Here is a 17,637-nt window from a genome sequence, read left to right on the forward strand (position 1 = left end):
GATGCCGGAGAGCACCCGCGACTACCTCTCGCTGGTGCTCTCCGGGCGAAGAACTCCCCGTACGAGTAACGGCGTTCACCGGCGATCAGGAACGGCGCGTCACCGCCCCCGACGTGTGTGACGCTTGCTCCCATGTCTGTCGCGCGTGATCTGCGCACCCTCCTGCGCCTGCGGAACTTCCGCCGCCTGCTCACCGTGCGGCTCCTCTCCCAGTCCGCCGACGGCGTCTACCAGGTCGCCCTCGCCGCGTACGTCGTCTTCTCGCCGGAGAAGCAGACCTCAGCGGCCTCCATCGCCTCGGCCATGGCGGTGCTCCTCCTCCCGTACTCGCTGATCGGCCCCTTCGCGGGCGTCCTGCTGGACCGCTGGCCCCGCCGCCAGGTCTTCCTGTACGGAAACCTCCTGCGGGCCTCCCTGGCCTCGTGCACGGCCCTGCTGATCCTCGCCTCCGTACCGGACTGGCTCTTCTACGCCTCGGCCCTCTGCGTCACCGCCGTCAACCGTTTCGTGCTGGCAGGGCTCTCCGCCGCGCTGCCGCGGGTGGTCGACGACGAACGGCTCGTCGTCGCCAACTCGCTCTCCCCGACGGCCGGCACCCTCGCGGCCACCGCGGGCGGTGGCCTCGCCTTCGTCGTGCGGCTGCTGGCCGACGAGTCGGACGCGGCGGTCGTCCTGCTGGGGGCCATGCTCTATCTGCTCTCCGCGCTGGCGTCGCTGCGCCTGCCGCCCGCGCTGCTGGGGCCCGAGCCCGACGGAACGCCCCTACGGCTGCGAGCCGCACTGACCGTCACGGCCCACGGGCTCGTCACCGGACTCCGCCACCTGGGGGAGCGGACCCGCGCGGCCAGGGCGCTGGCCGCCATGACGGTGCTCCGCTTCTGCTACGGCGCGCTCACCGTGATGGTGCTCATGCTCTGCCGCTACGCCTGGTCGGACGGCGACTCCGATGGACTGGCCCTGCTCGGCCTGGCGGTCGGGGCCTCCGGTGCGGGTTTCTTCGTGGCCGCCGTGGTGACCCCCTGGGCCGTGGGGCGGCTCGGACGGTACGGATGGATCACGGCTTGCGCCGGATCCGCGGCCGTCCTGGTGCCGGCTCTGGGGCTCTCATTCACCCCCGTGCCGATGCTGATCGCCGCCTTCGTGCTCGGTGTCGTGACCCAGGGGGCGAAGATCTCGACGGACACGGTCGTCCAGACCTCGGTGGACGACTCGTTCCGCGGCCGGATCTTCTCGCTCTACGACGTGCTGTTCAACGTCGCGTTCGTGAGCGCGGCCGGGGTCGCGGCGCTATTGCTCCCGCCGGACGGCAGGTCCGTCACCGTCGTGGTCGGAGTGGCCGTGCTGTACGCCGCCGTTGCGGTGGCCATGTTCCGTCGGCGCCACACACTCGGCGGCGGGTAGCCGGGCCCGAATGTGCTGGGGACGTTGTTTCACGTGAAACAACGCCCCCAGCACATTCGGCCCGGGTGACGTTTCACGTGAAACATCACCCGCGCCGACTCAGCTCTGCTCCGCCCACCATTCCTTGAGTGCGGCCACCGCCGCGTCACGCTCCATTGGGCCGTGCTCCAGCCGCAACTCCAACAGGAACGCGTACGCCTTGCCGATCACCGGCCCGGGGCCCACCCCCAGCGTCTGCATGATCTCGTTGCCGTCCAGATCCGGGCGGATGGAGTCGAGCTCCTCCTGCTCCTGCAGCAGGGCGATCCGCTCCTCCAGCCCGTCGTAGGTCCGGGAGAGTGCGTTTGCCTTGCGCTTGTTCCGGGTCGTGCAATCCGACCGGGTCAGCTTGTGCAAGCGTTCGAGGAGGGGTCCGGCGTCGCGTACGTACCGGCGGACGGCGGAGTCGGTCCACTCCCCGTCGCCGTACCCGTGGAAGCGCAGGTGCAGCTCGACCAGCTTCGACACGTCCTTGACCAGGTCGTTGGAGTACTTCAGCTCGGTCATGCGCTTCTTGGTCATCTTGGCGCCCACCACCTCGTGGTGGTGGAAGGAGACCCGGCCGTCCTTCTCGAACCGCCGCGTCCTCGGCTTGCCGATGTCGTGGAGCAGGGCTGCCAGCCGCAGAACGAGGTCGGGCCCGTCCTCCTCCAGGTCGATGGCTTGCTCCAGGACGGTCAGCGAGTGCTCGTAGACATCCTTGTGACGGTGATGCTCGTCACTTTCCAGTCGCAGCGCCGGGAGCTCAGGCAGCACATGGTCGGCCAGCCCGGTGTCGACGAGGAGGCCGAGGCCCTTACGGGGGCGGGCGGAGAGAAGAAGCTTGTTGAGCTCCTCGCGGACCCGTTCGGCCGAGACGATCTCGATCCGGCCAGCCATCCCGGTCATCGCGGTGACGACCTCGGGGGCGACCTCGAAGTCCAGCTGAGCCGCGAACCGGGCGGCACGCAGCATGCGCAGCGGGTCGTCCGAGAAGGACGCCTCAGGCGTCCCCGGCGTGCGCAGCACGCGCTCGGCAAGGTCCTTCAGGCCGCCGTGCGGGTCGACGAACTCCTTCTCCGGCAGCGCGACAGCCATCGCGTTGACCGTGAAGTCCCGGCGCACGAGGTCGTCCTCGATGGAGTCGCCGTAGGAGACCTCCGGCTTGCGAGAGGCCCTGTCGTACGCCTCCGACCGGTAGGTCGTCACCTCGATCTGGTAGCCGTCCTTCTGGGCGCCGACGGTGCCGAAGGCGATCCCGACCTCCCACACCGCGTCGGCCCAGGGACGGACGATGGTCAGCACGTCCTCGGGGCGGGCGTCGGTGGTGAAGTCCAAGTCGTTCCCGAGCCTGCCGAGCAGCGCGTCGCGGACCGAGCCTCCGACCAGCGCGAGGCCGAATCCGGCCCCCTGGAAGCGGCGGGCGAGGTCGTCGGCGACCGGGGACACTCGCAGCAGCTCACTCACCGCGCGATGCTGCACCTGGTTCAGTGCACTGGCGTTCTCTTCGTTGGCGTTCGGCACAACAGAAAAGGGTACGTGTACGGACCGGCCACGGCGTCATCGTTTATCCGGACCCTGCGGACCTGCCGCGATCATGTGAGCCGGACCCCAGCACTTCGGCCCTCCGCACCTCGTTACCATGCGGGGACGCAGGACCGACAACGATCGACAGACTCCGATGACGACGAGGGACGGGTAGGCGCGTGGCCCAGGCGGCAGACATCCAGGGGATGCGTCCCTCTCCTGCCCGCCGGTGGCTGCGGCGCACGGCTTCCGTGGTCCTGGGAGCACCGCTGCTGGCCGGACTGCTGGCCGGTCCGGCCACCGGGAGCGCGCCGGCCGCCGAACCGGTGAAGGCCCCCACGGGATCCCGCACGGTCGATGTGTCCCTGGACACGCTCTCCCCCGCCGCCCCCGTGGAGGGGGACACGCTGACCGTCTCCGGGACGCTCACCAACAAGGGCAAGGAGACGATCGACGACGCCGAGGTCGACCTGCGGGTCGGCCCCCGGCTCTCCGGCCGCGGAGAGGTCGACGACGCCGCCAAGCGCAAGGGCTACACGCCGGGCGCCGACCCGGCCCCGATCGACGACAAGTACACGGTGAAGATCCCCGAGCTCGCCAGGGGGATCAGCCAGAACTTCACGCTCGCCGTTCCCGTCGACAAGCTGGACCTCGACGCGTCGGGCGTCTACCAGCTGGGAGTCTCGGTCTCCGGCCGCACTGCGGCCGTCCCCTACGAGCAGGTGCTGGGCATCGAGCGCTCGTACCTCCCCTGGCAGCCCGAGAAAAGCGACAAGAGGACGAAGCTCACTTTTCTCTGGCCGCTGATCGCCTCCCCGCACGTCACCGCCGAGACGCGCTCGGACGAACAGCAGACGCCGGTGTTCGCCGACGACAAGCTGGCCGAGGAGCTGGCGCCGGGAGGACGTCTGCAGCAGATGGTCGCCCTCGGCAGCCGGCTCCCCGTGACCTGGGTCGTCGACCCGGACCTGTTGGCGAGCGTCGCCGCAATGGCCGGGGGCTACGAGGTCAAGTCCGGTGATACGACCGTCCCGGGCAAGAACCGGGCCGTCGCCGGACAGTGGATCACCGCCCTGCAGAAGGTGGTCGAGGACGGCAAGGTGATCGCTCTGCCGTTCGCCGACCCGGATCTGGCCTCCATAGCGCACCGGGGCAAGGGTGTCTCCGGCACACTCAGCCATCTGCAGAACGCCTCCACGGTGGGCGCCACCACGGTGGAGACCATCCTCCACGTGAAGCCGTCCACCGACTTCGCCTGGCCCGTGAACGGCGCGGTCGACCCGGGCATCGTGGATGTGGCGACCTCCGCGGGCGCCGATCATGTGATCGCCCGCAGCGACAGCTTCCCGGAGACCGGCGGCCTGCCGTACACCCCGACGGCGGCAAGGCCGATCGGCGGAGGCACCACCGCCGTCGTCGCCGACTCCCGGCTGTCGGCCGTGTTCAACGGCAGCATGATCCGGGCGGGCGCCTCGACCCTCGCGGTCCAGAAGTTCCTCGCGCAGACCCTCGCGCTGAACGAGCAGGCGCCGGACAACGAACGCAGCATCGTCGTGGCACCCCAGCGGATGCCCACGGCTGCCCAGGCGCAGTCGATGGCGCGGGCCCTGGAGGCCCTCTCGGGCGACCGCTGGACGCAGCCGCAGGACCTGGTCGCCGCCTCCGAGGCGAAACCGGATCCGCTGGCGACCACGAAGGTGCCGCGGGCCTCCGCGTACCCGAAGAAGCTCCGCAACCAGGAGCTGCCCACCCAGGCGTTCCAGGACATCCGGACCACCCAGGGCTCCATCGACAGCTTCGAGACCATCCTCACGCTGCCCGAGCGCGTGGTTACCCCGTTCGGCAACGCGGTCAACCGCTCGATGTCGACATCCTGGCGGGGCCGCTCCCAAGAGGCGCAGACCTACCGGGACGACGTGCTCAAGCACCTGAAGAACCTCACCGGCGAGGTCCAGCTGATCGACAAGTCGGACGTCACTCTCTCCGGCCGCAGCGCGACGATCCCGGTGACCGTGCAGAACAAGCTGGTGCAGGGCGTCGACAGGCTCGTCCTGAGGCTGAAGTCGGACAACATCCGTCTGAAGTTCAACGACGGCGGGACGATGGCCGACCTGCCGGTCCGGATCGGGGGCGGGCACAGCCAGTCGGTGAAGTTCGACACGGCGACCAGCGCCAACGGACGCGCCCAAGTGACCGCCCGGCTCTTCACCGAGGACGGCACGCCGTACGGCGAGGAGATGACCTTCACCGTGAAGGTCTCCGAGGTCACTCCCACCGTCCTGCTCGTCATCGCCGGCGGACTGCTCCTCCTGGTGCTGGCCGGGGTCAGGATGTACAGCCACCGCAAGCGCGCCGTGGCAAGCGACACGGCGAACGGCGACGGCGGCGAACCCGAGCAGCCGAGTGACCCGGCCCCGGACACCGGACCGGAAAGCGGGGCCCCGTCGGGAACGGGTGAGAAAGTGGACCGTTGAGCGATGTCCGTCATGGCCGGTCGGCCGGGGACGATGAGGTAGGGGTTTCGATGAACGCGCCGTACGACGGTGACCGCGGCCAGGGCGCCGGCGGAGCAGGGTCTCCGTCCGGGCCCCCCGTCCCTCCGGGTGCGGGCCAGGACGGCGGGCAGGCGCCGCCCGACCCGTACCTCCAGCACGCCTACGAGGACGACCCCTACCGGGCGCAGGACCTCGCGGCCCAGGACCCGGTGGGCGAGGCGCTGTACGACCGGGCGTCCCACCCGCCGCCGCCCCCCGGCACCTACCAGGAACCGCAGGCGCTGTACCAGCAGCCGCCCGCGCCCCCGCACGCCCCCGACCCGCGTATCTGGGCCCAGACACCGCCTCCCGAGCCCTCGGGGCCCTCACGCCACCTCCCGTACGGCGACCGTCCGGCGACCACGCAGTTCGTCGGCGTCGACGACCTGGTCACACAGGCGTCGGACGATCGGCAGGAGCCGGACGCCTTCGCCCACCTCTTCCGGGACCAGGAAGGGGCGGGGAAGGTCCCGGGCCCGCCCGAGCCGGAACCCGCCCCCGCTCCCGCCCCGTCGAAGTCCGGCGGCGGCCGGGTTTCCGGAGTGCTGAAGTCCAGCGCGCTGATGGCGGCCGGCACCCTCGTCTCCCGGCTCACCGGATTCATCCGGTCCCTGGTGATCACCGCGGCTCTCGGCGCCGCGCTGCTCGGCGACAGCTTCACCATCGCGTACACGCTGCCGACCATGATCTACATCCTCACCGTCGGCGGCGGTCTCAACTCGGTCTTCGTCCCGCAGCTCGTCCGCGCCATGAAGGACGACGAGGACGGCGGCGAGGCCTTCGCCAACCGGTTGCTGACCCTGGTGATGGTGGCGCTCGGCCTGATCGTGGCCATCGCGGTCCTCGTCGCGCCGGTGCTGATCCAGCTGATGTCGAACACCATCGCCGACGATGTCGCCGCCAACAGCGTCGCCGTCACCTTCGCCCGGTACTGCCTGCCCACCATCTTCTTCATGGGCGTGCACGTGGTGATGGGTCAGATCCTCAACGCCAGGGGCAAGTTCGGCGCGATGATGTGGACCCCGGTCCTCAACAACGTCGTCATGATCATCACGTTCGGCCTCTTCATCTGGGTCTACGGCACCTCCGCCGAGTCCCGGATGGGCGTGGACACCATCCCCCCGGAGGGCGTCCGGCTGCTGGGTATCGGCACCCTTCTCGGGCTGGTCGTCCAGGCGCTGGCGATGATCCCGTACCTGCGCGAGGCGGGCTTCCGCTTCCGCCCCCGCTTCGACTGGAAGGGCCACGGGCTCGGCAAAACGGTCAAGCTGGCCAAGTGGACCGTACTGTTCGTCCTGGCCAACCAGGCGGGCGTCCTGGTCGTCACCCAGCTCGCCACATCGGCGGGCAAGCTGGCCGGCAAGGACGGCACCGGCTTCCTGGCCTACTCCAACGCCCAGCTGATCTGGGGCATGCCGCAGGCCATCATCACGGTCTCCGTCATGGCCGCGCTGCTGCCCCGCATCTCCCGCGCCGCCCACGACAACGACCCCGGTGCGGTCCGGGACGACATCTCGCAGGGCCTGCGGAACTCGGCCGTCGCCATCGTCCCGGTCGCCTTCACCTTCCTCGCGCTCGGCCTGCCGATGTGCACCCTGCTGTATGCCTCCAGCGGCGCCGAGGCAGCCCGGTCCATGGGCTTCATCCTGATGGCGTTCGCCCTCGGCCTGATCCCGTACTCCGTGCAGTACGTCGTCCTCCGCGGCTTCTACGCGTACGAGGACACCCGTACCCCCTTCTACAACACGGTCATCGTCGCGGCCGTCAACGCCGCCGCCTCCGCCCTCTGCTACGTCGTCCTTCCCGCCCGCTGGGCCGTCGTCGGCATGGCCTTCTCCTACGGTCTGGCCTACGCGGTCGGCGTCGGTGTCGCCTGGCGCCGACTGCGCACCCGGCTCGGCGGCGACCTGGACGGTGCGCATATCGTGCGGACCTACGCCCGGCTCTGCATGGCGGCGGTACCCGCGGCCGCCATCGGCGGCGGCATCGGATTCGCGATCCTCGAGCTTCTCGGCACGGGCGCTCTCGGATCGCTGGCCGCGCTGATCTGTGGCGGCACCCTCCTCATGGGCATCTTCTTCGTCGCGGCGAAGAAGATGCGCATCGAAGAGGTCAACGGCCTGGTCGGCATGGTCCGTGGACGGCTCGGACGCTGAATGAGCACACGGCCGCACAACCATCGCCGGACTCGGCGTGTCGTGGATAGCGCCGGAGTGTGGGCACAATTGGCGTGACTGAGGCGAGCTGGCCGGCTTCGCGCAACGGATGGGGAGGCAGGAACGACGGTGGCGGAACGTAGCACGGCTGCCGTCGACGTGGCCGACAACGGCGGCGACGAGCCGCTATCCGCCAAGGCGGACGAGGCCACGAACGACGGAACGGCGCAGGCCGAGGACACCGAGGGCGCGAGCCCCGAGACGCCCGAGAACCCCCAGGGTCACGACGGCGGGCGGGCACGTTCCGAGGCCGTTCCGGCGACCCCCGACGTACACAGCGGCCACAAACTGGCCGACCGCTACCGCCTGGAGGAGTGCGTCACCCGTCTGGACGGCTTCAGCAGCTGGCGGGCGGTCGACGAGAAACTGCGCCGCGCGGTCGGCGTCCACCTGCTGCCCGCCAACCACCCCAGGGCCCGCTCCGTACTGGCCGCGGCCAGGTCGTCCGCGCTGCTCGGCGATCCCCGCTTCGTCCAGGTCCTGGACGCCGTCGAGGAGGACGATCTCGTCTACGTCGTCCACGAATGGCTCCCGGACGCCACCGAGCTCACCGCTCTGCTGGCCGCCGGACCGATGGACGCCCACGACGCCTACCAACTCGTCAGCCAGCTCTCCCACGCGATGGCGGCAGCTCACCGCGAGGGCCTGACGCACCTTCGCCTCACCCCCGGCGCCGTACTGCGCAGTTCCACCGGCCAGTACCGGATCCGCGGCCTCGCCGTGAACGCCGCCCTGCGCGGCATCACCTCCGAACGCCCTCTGCGTCAGGACACCGAGGCGATCGGCGCACTCCTGTACGCGGCGCTGACCAAGCGCTGGCCGTACGAGAGCGACGCGTACGGTCTCTCCGGGCTGCCCAAGGGCATGGGGCTCATCGCCCCGGACCAGGTCCGCGCCGGCGTCCACCGCGGCCTCTCCGAGCTCGCCATGCGTGCCCTCGCCAACGACGGGGCCACCGCATCCCGTCAGGAACCGCCCTGCACGACCCCGGACGAACTGGCCAAGGCCGTCGCGGCCATGCCGCGCGTCCTGCCGCCGGAGCCCACCTTCGCCGCCCAGCCCGTCTACCAGCAGCCGGTCTATCAGCGGACGACGTATCAGCAGGGCACCTACGGACGGCCGTCCACCCATCCGTCGTCCGTGCCCCAGCCGGTGCTGGCAGCCCCTCCGGCACCCCTCCAGAGCCGTACCGGACGGGTACTCAAGTGGAGCGTCTCGGCGCTCCTCATCGCCGCCCTCGGCCTCGGCAGCTGGCAGCTCGCGGAGATCCTGCTCGACCAGCGCAAGGGCTCCGGCGACACCGGCGTCACCCAGCCGACCGACGACGAGAAGCCGGCACCCGCCCCGCCCAAGCCACTGGCCATCGCGGACGCCACCGAGTTCATGCCCGACGGTTCGGGGATCCAGCCGGGGGACGTACCGAACGCCATCGACGACGACTCCTCCACGGCGTGGATCACCCATCGCTACCGGGGCTTCCCCAACTTCGGCAACCTGCCGCAGCGTCGGCAGGGCAGCGGGATCATCGTCGACCTGGGGAAGGTCCAGGACGTCCGCTCCATCGATGTGGACATGTACCGCAGCGGTCAGACCACGGCGGTGTTCGCCGCGGGGCCGGACGCCTCGTCACCTTCCTCGTCGGCGGACTTCCCCCAGCAGATCGTCGAGAAGAAGGTCGCGGAGAAGACGCTCACGGAGGAGCTGGAGAAGCCCGTCCGGACGCGCTACGTCCTGATCCACATCACGGAACTGCCCGCGGACGGCACCGGCGGCTTTCGCGGCGGGATCAACGACATCTCCGTCCTCGGCTGATCAGGAGCTGGTGTGGAGACTCCGTACCAGCCCTGATCACCCGGCGCGCGGCCCGTTAATGTGGCACACGACATCGGATCCGGTTCGGAGGGGGAGCACGGTGGATTCCGTTCCACCAGAGGCACCGGGCGACTCGGACCTGCTCGCCCTCCATGTGGCGGGCGACCCCGACGCCTTCGGTGAACTCGTACGCCGCCACCGCGACCGGCTGTGGGCCGTGGCGCTGCGCACCCTCGCGGACAGGGAAGAGGCGGCCGATGCCGTCCAGGACGCCCTCGTCTCTGCCTTCCGGGCCGCCCATACCTTCCGCGGCCAGTCCGCCGTGACGACCTGGCTGCACCGCATCACCGTCAACGCCTGCCTCGACCGAGTCCGGAAAGCGGCCTCCCGCAAGACGTCTCCGGTGGACGACGCGGAACGGCTCGACCAGCTCCTGGAACCCAACGAGTCGGCCGAGGCCCCCGCCGAACGGCAGGATCTGCACCGCCAGCTCTTCGCCGCCCTGGCCACCCTGCCCGCCGAACAGCGCGCGGCCCTCGTCCTGGTCGACATGCAGGGTTATCCCGTGGCCGAGGCCGCCGACATCCTGGGCGTGCCCACCGGGACCGTGAAAAGCCGGTGCGCCCGGGGACGGGCGAGGCTGGCTCCCCTGGTTCGGCACCTGCGCGGCGGGACCGGCGACGAGGGCCCCGACGGGGAGACCCACGTCACCGGAAGGAACCGGACGCCCGGTCCATCCGTCCCACCTGCGTCAGAACCGAAGGACACAGGAGCGAACGATCCGGCCGCTGTGAAGGGAGGAGGTGGACGCCCGTGACATCCACGACCGACACGGCTCAGCACCCGGAGGTCTCCGAGATCTCCGATCTCACCGAGGGGCTGCTCATCCCTTCCCGCGCGGAAGAGATCCGCGACCACCTCGCGGAGTGCGAGTTGTGCGCGGAGGTACGGGACTCCCTGGAGGAGGTCCGCGAGCTGCTCGGCACCCTGCCGGGCCCGGAGCCGATGCCCGGGGACATCGCCGCCCGGATCGACGCTGCGCTCGCCGCCGAGGCCCGCGCGGGCTCCCCCGCCGATGAAGCGGCCGATGACTCCCGAGCCACCGCTGTTTTTTCCCGCGATGCCGATGTTTCACGTGAAACATCGAGCGCGGAGACCGGCGACCCATCCTCCGTGACACCCCGCACCGGCTCCTCCCCGGTCCGCCCGGCGGGCCGCCCCGAGGGCTCTACGGGCCCCGGACGCAATCGCACCCGCCGCCGTCGGAGTGCGGTGTTCCTGGGCACCGCGTGCGGCGCCGCACTCATCGGCATGAGCGTCCTCTTCCTCCAGAACCTGTCGTCGTCCTCTGACTCGTCGGGCGCGGCCGCCGACCGGGCCGTCAGCACCTCGGAGAGCGGGGCGCACAGCTACTCCCAGGGAACGCTCGAGACCACGGTCCAGGACCTTCTGTCCGGCAGAGCCGGCACGGAGGAGTTCAACGGGCAGAAGCAGTCACCGAGCGTGGACGAGCAGGCGGTACCCGAGGCGGAGACGCCCGACACCAAGGCCTCCAGGGGCCCGCTCATCGCCCCTGCCGTCGCCGTACCTCCGTGCGTGCAGCAGGCCACCGGTAGCACCACACCGGCCCTCGCCGTCGACGAGGGGACCTATCAGGGGACGGACGCCTTCCTCGTCGTCCTTCCCCACCCGAGCGACCCCACCCGCGTGCAGGCCTATGTCGTCGCCTCCTCCTGCGTGGAAGCCGGGCCCGGGTCGACCGGTCGGCTGCTGCTCACAGAGGCGTACGACCGCCCCTGAGGGCCGCTACGGCACGCCCGGGTGTGGCAACACGGGATTGCACCACGGGAATGCAACACCCGTAGGATCCGTTGGGTGGGGTGAGAGTCGTTGAACCGACCCCGTAGGCAGTAGGCAGTCTGCAGAGACGAGGAAGAAACCCGTGAGCGACGTCCGTAATGTGATCATCATCGGCTCCGGACCGGCCGGGTACACCGCCGCGCTCTACACCGCTCGTGCCTCACTGAACCCGCTGGTCTTCGAGGGCGCGGTCACGGCCGGCGGCGCACTGATGAACACCACCGACGTGGAGAACTTCCCCGGCTTCCAGGACGGCATCATGGGCCCCGAGCTCATGGACAACATGCGAGCCCAGGCCGAGCGCTTCGGCGCCGAGCTGGTTCCTGACGATGTCGTCGCGGTCGACCTCACCGGTGCCATCAAGACGGTCACCGACACGGCGGGCACCGTGCACCGTGCCAAGTCCGTCATCGTCACCACCGGCTCCCAGCACCGCAAGCTCGGACTGCCCAACGAGGACGCCCTCTCCGGCCGCGGGGTCTCCTGGTGCGCCACCTGTGACGGCTTCTTCTTCAAGGACCACGACATCGCCGTGATCGGCGGCGGCGACACGGCCATGGAGGAGGCGACCTTCCTCTCCCGCTTCGCCAAGTCCGTCACGATCGTCCACCGCCGCGACACCCTGCGTGCCTCCAAGGCGATGCAGGACCGGGCCTTCGCCGACCCGAAGATCAAGTTTGCCTGGGACAGCGAGGTCGCCGAGGTCAAGGGTGAGCAGAAGCTCTCGGGCCTGACCCTGCGGAACACCAAGACCGGCGAGCTCTCCGAGCTCCCCGTGACCGGCCTCTTCATCGCCGTAGGACACGACCCCCGCACCGAGCTCTTCAAGGGCCAACTGGAGCTCGACGACGAGGGGTACCTGAAGGTCGAGGCGCCCTCCACCCGAACCAGCCTGACCGGTGTCTTCGGCGCCGGTGACGTGGTCGACCACACCTACCGGCAGGCCATCACCGCTGCGGGCACCGGCTGCTCCGCGGCGCTGGACGCCGAGCGCTTCCTCGCCGCACTGGCCGATGTGGAGCCCGCCGAGCCGGAGAAGACCCCGGCCGTCTGAACTTCCCTACCGCACGCCCACCCCGAGAGACTAAGGAGGCCGCCGTGGCCGGCGACCTGAAGCACGTAACCGACGACACGTTCGACGATGTCGTCCTCAAGAGCGAGAAGCCCGTTCTGGTCGACTTCTGGGCTGCCTGGTGCGGCCCGTGCCGTCAGATCGCTCCCTCGCTGGAAGCGATCGCGGCGGAGCACGGCGACCAGATCGAGATCGTCAAGCTCAACATCGACGAGAACCCGGCCACCGCCGCCAAGTACGGGGTGATGTCCATCCCGACCCTGAACGTCTACCAGGGCGGCGAGGTCGCCAAGACCATCGTCGGCGCCAAGCCGAAGGCCGCGATCCTCCGCGACCTCGAAGGCTTCATCACCAAGTAGCCGCGCCCTGGCGCGATGTTTCACGTGAAACGGGCCCACCCCCCAACGGGGTGGGCCCGTTTCCGTACCGGTCCGAGGCCGCTCAGAGCGGGTGCAGTACCGGTTCCTTCTGTACGGCTCCCAGGAGCCGGTCGAGAGCCATCTCGACGTCCTCCTTCCAGGAGAGCGTCGTCCGCAGTTCCAGCCTCAGCCGCGGATACCGGGGGTGGGGTCGCACGGTCTTGAAGCCGACCGCCAGCAGGTGATCCGCCGGGAGCACACAGCCGGACTCCTCCGCCCTGGCATCCCCGAATGCCTCGATCGCTTTGAAGCCCCGGCGCAGCACGTCCTTGGCCACCGTCTGCGCCATGACACGGCCGAGCCCCTGGCCCTGATACCCCGGAAGGATCAGACCGGTGATGAGCTGAACGGCGTCGGGGGAGACCGGGCTGGTGGGAAAGGCCGTCGAGCGCGGGACATAGGCAGGCGGCGCATAGAGGACGAACCCCGCCGGAACATCATCCACGTAGACCACCCGGCCGCAGGAGCCCCACTCCAGGAGCACCGCGGAGATCCAGGCCTCTTTCTCCAGCCCCGGCTTTCCTGCCTCTACGGCAGCTTCCCCGCTGACCGGGTCAAGCTCCCAGAAGACGCACGCGCGGCAGCGCTCGGGGAGATCTTGAAGGTTGTCCAAGGTGAGCGGTACAAGCCGACGCCCCATGGCGGCGATCCCTCACTTCTCTCACCCGCCGCATCACGTGCGGCCGCCAGCGCGTTCCGTTCGTGGAACAGGCTGCCGACGAATCCCCCGACGACTCCCAGGCCCAGCCCGACCGTCACCAGCCGGCTGCGGCTCACTGTTCGCAAGGTCCCCGCCCTCCTCCGAGGTCGATCACCGTGGATGCGCCATCCCAGATCGCATCGTATCCACCCAGAGGTGATGCGGATACCGAGAGAGGGCAAAGGGCGGGCCGTGTTCCGGTAATCACCCGGAACACGGCCCGCCCTTCACGCGCCCTACAGGCAAGCGGATGCCAGGGGACTCAGCTCTCGTCGTCCTCGTCGGGAGCCTCGGCGAGACGACGCTCCAGCACCTTTCCCTCGCCCGGGGCGAGGGAGCCGAGGATCCGGTCCAGATCCTCCATCGAGGCGAACTCGACGGTGATCTTTCCCTTCTTCTGCCCCAGGTCGACCTTCACCCGGGTCTCGAAGCGGTCGGAGAGCCGGGTCGCCAGGTCCGTCAGTGCGGGGGACAGCCGCGTACCGGCCCGGGGGCCCTTGGGCTTGGGCGAGCTCGAGGGACGCGAACCCATGAGCGTCACGATCTCCTCGACCGCGCGGACCGAGAGCCCCTCCGCCACGATGCGGTGGGCCAGCCGGTCCTGCTCCTCGGAGTCGTCCACCGACAGCAGGGCACGGGCGTGACCGGCCGAAAGAACGCCTGCGGCCACCCGCCGCTGCACCGGCGGCGAGAGCCGTAGGAGCCGCAGCGTGTTGGACACCTGAGGCCGGGACCGCCCGATCCGGTCGGCCAGCTGGTCATGGGTGCACTTGAAGTCCTTGAGAAGCTGGTCGTACGCGGCAGCCTCCTCCAGCGGGTTCAGCTGAGCCCGGTGGAGGTTCTCCAGCAGCGCGTCCAGGAGGAGCTTCTCGTCGTCCGTGTCCCGGACGATGGTCGGGATCCGCTCCAGGCCCGCTTCGCGGCAGGCACGCAGCCGACGCTCGCCCATGATGAGCTCGTAGCGGTCCGCCCCTGCCTTGCGCACGACGACCGGCTGGAGAAGACCCACCTCCTTGATGGAGGTGACCAGCTCGGCCAGGGCGTCCTCGTCGAAGACCTCGCGGGGCTGGCGGGGGTTCGGCGTGATCGAACCGATGGGCAGCTCGGCGAAGAACGCACCGGCCGTCGCCGACTCCTGGTCCGGCGCGGACGTCGGCTCCGGCACCACCGGGGACGACGGAAGTGCGGTCACCTTCGCGGCCGCCACTCCTCGCTCCGCCGTCAGAACCTGCCCCCCGGAGGCCGACCCGCCGCCGGGCCCCGGCACCTGCTTCTCCTGGGGAGCGGCGGGGATCAGCGCACCGAGCCCACGCCCCAGCCCTCTACGTCGCTCACTCACTGAATGCCCTCCGAAACGTTCTGCTGGCTGTTCTGAATCGCGTGGGCGTGCTGCGCCTCGTAGTGCACCCCGACACCCCGCAGGGCGATTTCCCGGGCGGCTTCGAGGTAGGAGAGCGAGCCGCTGGACCCCGGGTCGTAGGTCAGCACGGTCTGCCCGTAACTCGGCGCCTCGGAGATACGCACGGACCGCGGGATGCTCGTCCGCAGCACTTCCTTGCCGAAGTGGGTACGGACCTCCTCGGCGACCTGGGAGGCGAGCCTGGTCCTGCCGTCGTACATGGTCAACAGGATTGTGGAGACATGCAGGTCGGGGTTCAAGTGGCCCCGCACCAGGTCGACGTTGCGCAGCAGCTGGCCCAGGCCCTCCAGCGCGTAGTACTCGCACTGGATGGGGATCAGCACCTCCGCCCCGGCCACCATCGCGTTCACCGTGAGAAGGCCGAGGGAGGGAGGGCAGTCGATGAGGATGTAGTCCAGCGGCTGCTCATACGCCTGGATGGCCCGCTGAAGCCGGCTCTCCCGCGCCACCAGCGACACGAGCTCGATCTCCGCACCGGCGAGATCGATCGTGGCAGGGGCGCAGAAGAGACCCTCGACGTCCGGAACGGGCTGAACCACTTCGGAGAGCGGCCGACTCTCCACCAGGACGTCATAGATCGAGGGGACGTCGGAGTGATGATCGATCCCCAGCGCCGTGGAGGCATTGCCCTGGGGGTCGAGGTCGACCACCAGGACACGCGCCCCGTGCAGGGCCAGCGAGGCAGCAAGGTTGACCGTCGTGGTCGTCTTACCGACGCCGCCCTTCTGGTTGGCCACCACCATGACGCGTGTCCGGTCAGGGCGAGGCAGCCCTTCACCGGCGCGGCCGAGAGCCTCGACCGCCAGCTGGGCGGCTCGACCGATGGGCGTGTCGTCCATCGGCGGCGGTGTTTCACGTGAAACACCCTCCCCCGCGGACTCGGTTCGGGGACCGGGGACCGGATCGGTCATCGGTCCCGCGATGTTGGCGTCGGACCGCAACGGTTCACTCTCCTCGACTTCAGGCTCGCAATGAGCAGAGCCTGCCATGCTTTCGGGGTCGTGAACCAGCGAGGCCCGCTGATCTGTGGATGAATCGGGGCGTGTGGACAACTCGGTAACCCGTACGGGCTTCCGGTCGCGCGGTGTGGCAGCCGCACGACCGCGGCCGATGATTCCCTGCAGCAGAGAGCGACGTTTCACGTGAAACACGATGCCCCTGCATCGCAACTACCAGGCCACGACACTCCGCAGGGGGTACGGATGGCCGCTTTCCCGGCATTTCACTGCTAGACGGTAAAGATCGCCTGGAAGGAGTCATGCCGGACCGCTCTCCGCCCGGCCCGTCCTTGCGCGGTCGGCAGCCCTCAGCGGCGGCGCCGGGTGCGCCCCACCCGCGCGGCCTTGGCCCTCTTTGCGGCGAACCTCACACCGCCCGGGCTCTCGCCCACCACCACGCGCACCACTGTGGATAGCGGATCGACCACGCCCTCACCGACCTGGAGCACCTCGGTCTCCAGCACACCGAGCTTGCTCAGAGCCGCCCTGGCGCCATTGATCTCCTCCTCGGCCGTGTCGCCCTTCAGCGCGAGCATCTCGCCGTAGGGGCGCAGCAGGGGCACACCCCATCCGGCCAGCCGGTCCAGCGGCGCCACGGCACGAGCAGTCACCACGTGGACGGGCTGGAGCGTCCCGAGGACCTCCTCGGCCCTCCCGCGCACCACCGTCACATGGTCCAGGCCGAGCAGTTCGACGACCTCCTGGAGGAAGTTCGTCCGGCGGAGCAGCGGCTCCAGCAGCGTGATCTTGAGGTCGGGGCGTACGAGGGCCAGCGGGATGCCGGGCAGGCCGGCACCCGAGCCCACATCGCAGACCGTGACACCTTCCGGCACCACCTCGGAGAGCACCGCGCAGTTCAGCAGGTGCCGCTCCCACAGCCGCGGCACCTCGCGCGGTCCGATCAGGCCACGCTTCACCCCGGCATCGGCGAGAAGCTCCGCGTACCGGACAGCCTCCGGGAAGAGCTCTCCGAATACCGCCTGCGCCTCTTCAGGTGCCGGGGGGAGCTCTGCAGCTTCCGTCACGGGGACCGTCCTTCCGTACCGCACTAGCGCACTGGGGGTGGCTGACTATCAGGCTGACAAGGATCGGCCCCGCCTGCGAACAGACGGGGCCGACAGTACAAGGATCCGGTCAGGCCGGGAGAACGACGACGAAGCGCTGCGGCTCCTCGCCCTCCGACTCGCTCCGGAGACCGGCTGCGGCGATCGCGTCATGCACGACCTTGCGCTCGAACGGCGTCATCGGGTCCAGCTTGACCGGCTGGCCCGAGCTCTTGACGTCGTTGGCGGCCTTGGCACCCAGCTCGGCGAGGATCTCCCGCTTCTTGGCCCGGAAACCGCCGATGTCCAGCATCAGGCGGCTGCGGTCGCCGGTCTCCCGGTGAACCGCCAGCCGGGTCAGCTCCTGGAGCGCCTCCAGCACCTCACCGTCGCGACCCACGAGCTTCTGGAGTTCACGCGGAGAGTCGCTGATGATCGATACCGCGGCCCGGTCCGCCTCGACGTCCATGTCGATGTCGCCGTCGAGGTCGGCGATGTCGAGCAGGCCTTCGAGGTAGTCGGCTGCGATCTCCCCCTCCTGCTCCAGGCGGGTCAGAGTGTCGCTGCCCTCAGCGGCGGCCGTGGAGGTGGTGCCTTCCGTCACGGGTGGACTCCTT

Annotated in this window: 14 protein-coding genes; 8 read left to right on the forward strand and 6 right to left on the reverse strand. The window is 69.7% G+C overall.

Features of this window, described 5'->3' with window-relative positions; genetic code table 11:
- Positions 1 to 132: 132 nt before the first annotated feature.
- A complete protein-coding gene (locus ABZ154_RS29060; RefSeq protein WP_356837345.1) occupies positions 133 to 1,401 on the forward strand; it encodes an MFS transporter in 1,269 nt (422 codons plus the stop codon).
- A gap of 99 nt (positions 1,402 to 1,500) precedes the next feature.
- Here ABZ154_RS29060 and ABZ154_RS29065 read toward each other — a convergent pair whose 3' ends face one another.
- A complete protein-coding gene (locus ABZ154_RS29065; protein ID WP_356837346.1) occupies positions 1,501 to 2,943 on the reverse strand; it encodes a CCA tRNA nucleotidyltransferase in 1,443 nt (480 codons plus the stop codon).
- Positions 2,944 to 3,125: 182 nt separating this feature from the next.
- Here ABZ154_RS29065 and ABZ154_RS29070 point away from each other — a divergent pair, with 182 nt between their 5' ends.
- The 7 genes from ABZ154_RS29070 to trxA all read left to right on the forward strand — a co-directional run bounded on the left by ABZ154_RS29070 (position 3,126) and on the right by trxA (position 12,799).
- Positions 3,126 to 5,420, forward strand: coding sequence for a DUF6049 family protein (locus ABZ154_RS29070; protein WP_356837347.1), 2,295 nt, complete (start codon positions 3,126 to 3,128; stop codon positions 5,418 to 5,420).
- A 50-nt stretch (positions 5,421 to 5,470) separates the two neighbouring features.
- Positions 5,471 to 7,636, forward strand: a complete 2,166-nt coding sequence (murJ, locus tag ABZ154_RS29075; protein ID WP_356837348.1) for a murein biosynthesis integral membrane protein MurJ — start codon at positions 5,471 to 5,473, stop codon at positions 7,634 to 7,636.
- Between the two features lie 129 nt (positions 7,637 to 7,765).
- Positions 7,766 to 9,508 (forward strand): protein kinase family protein, encoded by a 1,743-nt coding sequence (locus ABZ154_RS29080; protein WP_356837349.1) that lies wholly within the window; start codon positions 7,766 to 7,768, stop codon positions 9,506 to 9,508.
- Positions 9,509 to 9,608: 100 nt separating this feature from the next.
- On the forward strand, positions 9,609 to 10,325 hold the full coding sequence (gene sigM, locus ABZ154_RS29085) for an RNA polymerase sigma factor SigM (protein WP_356837350.1): 717 nt from the start codon (positions 9,609 to 9,611) through the stop codon (positions 10,323 to 10,325).
- Positions 10,322 to 11,308, forward strand: coding sequence for a hypothetical protein (locus ABZ154_RS29090; RefSeq protein WP_356837351.1), 987 nt, complete (start codon positions 10,322 to 10,324; stop codon positions 11,306 to 11,308). The genes sigM and ABZ154_RS29090 overlap by 4 nt, the downstream gene beginning before the upstream one ends.
- A 142-nt stretch (positions 11,309 to 11,450) precedes the next feature.
- Positions 11,451 to 12,422, forward strand: coding sequence for a thioredoxin-disulfide reductase (trxB, locus tag ABZ154_RS29095; protein ID WP_356837352.1), 972 nt, complete (start codon positions 11,451 to 11,453; stop codon positions 12,420 to 12,422).
- Between the two features lie 44 nt (positions 12,423 to 12,466).
- Complete coding sequence (gene trxA / locus ABZ154_RS29100) at positions 12,467 to 12,799, forward strand: thioredoxin (RefSeq protein ID WP_073875187.1); 333 nt, start codon at positions 12,467 to 12,469, stop codon at positions 12,797 to 12,799.
- 82 nt (positions 12,800 to 12,881) lie between these two features.
- Here the strand turns inward: trxA and ABZ154_RS29105 are convergent, their stop codons facing one another.
- From ABZ154_RS29105 to ABZ154_RS29125, 5 genes are all read right to left on the reverse strand, one after another.
- Positions 12,882 to 13,499: a GNAT family N-acetyltransferase gene (locus ABZ154_RS29105; protein ID WP_356837353.1), complete on the reverse strand. Its 618-nt coding sequence runs from the start codon at positions 13,497 to 13,499 to the stop codon at positions 12,882 to 12,884.
- A gap of 322 nt (positions 13,500 to 13,821) precedes the next feature.
- Complete coding sequence (locus ABZ154_RS29110; protein ID WP_356837354.1) at positions 13,822 to 14,898, reverse strand: ParB/RepB/Spo0J family partition protein; 1,077 nt, start codon at positions 14,896 to 14,898, stop codon at positions 13,822 to 13,824.
- On the reverse strand, positions 14,895 to 15,968 hold the full coding sequence (locus tag ABZ154_RS29115; protein WP_356837355.1) for a ParA family protein: 1,074 nt from the start codon (positions 15,966 to 15,968) through the stop codon (positions 14,895 to 14,897). Before ABZ154_RS29115 ends, ABZ154_RS29110 begins: the two co-directional genes overlap by 4 nt.
- Before the next feature lie 317 nt (positions 15,969 to 16,285).
- Positions 16,286 to 17,002: a 16S rRNA (guanine(527)-N(7))-methyltransferase RsmG gene (gene rsmG / locus ABZ154_RS29120; RefSeq protein ID WP_356837356.1), complete on the reverse strand. Its 717-nt coding sequence runs from the start codon at positions 17,000 to 17,002 to the stop codon at positions 16,286 to 16,288.
- 109 nt (positions 17,003 to 17,111) lie between these two features.
- A complete protein-coding gene (locus ABZ154_RS29125) occupies positions 17,112 to 17,624 on the reverse strand; it encodes a R3H domain-containing nucleic acid-binding protein (RefSeq protein ID WP_356837357.1) in 513 nt (170 codons plus the stop codon).
- Positions 17,625 to 17,637 lie beyond the last annotated feature (13 nt).

Source organism: Streptomyces sp. NPDC006261 (genome assembly GCF_040613515.1).
GTDB lineage: Bacteria > Actinomycetota > Actinomycetes > Streptomycetales > Streptomycetaceae > Streptomyces.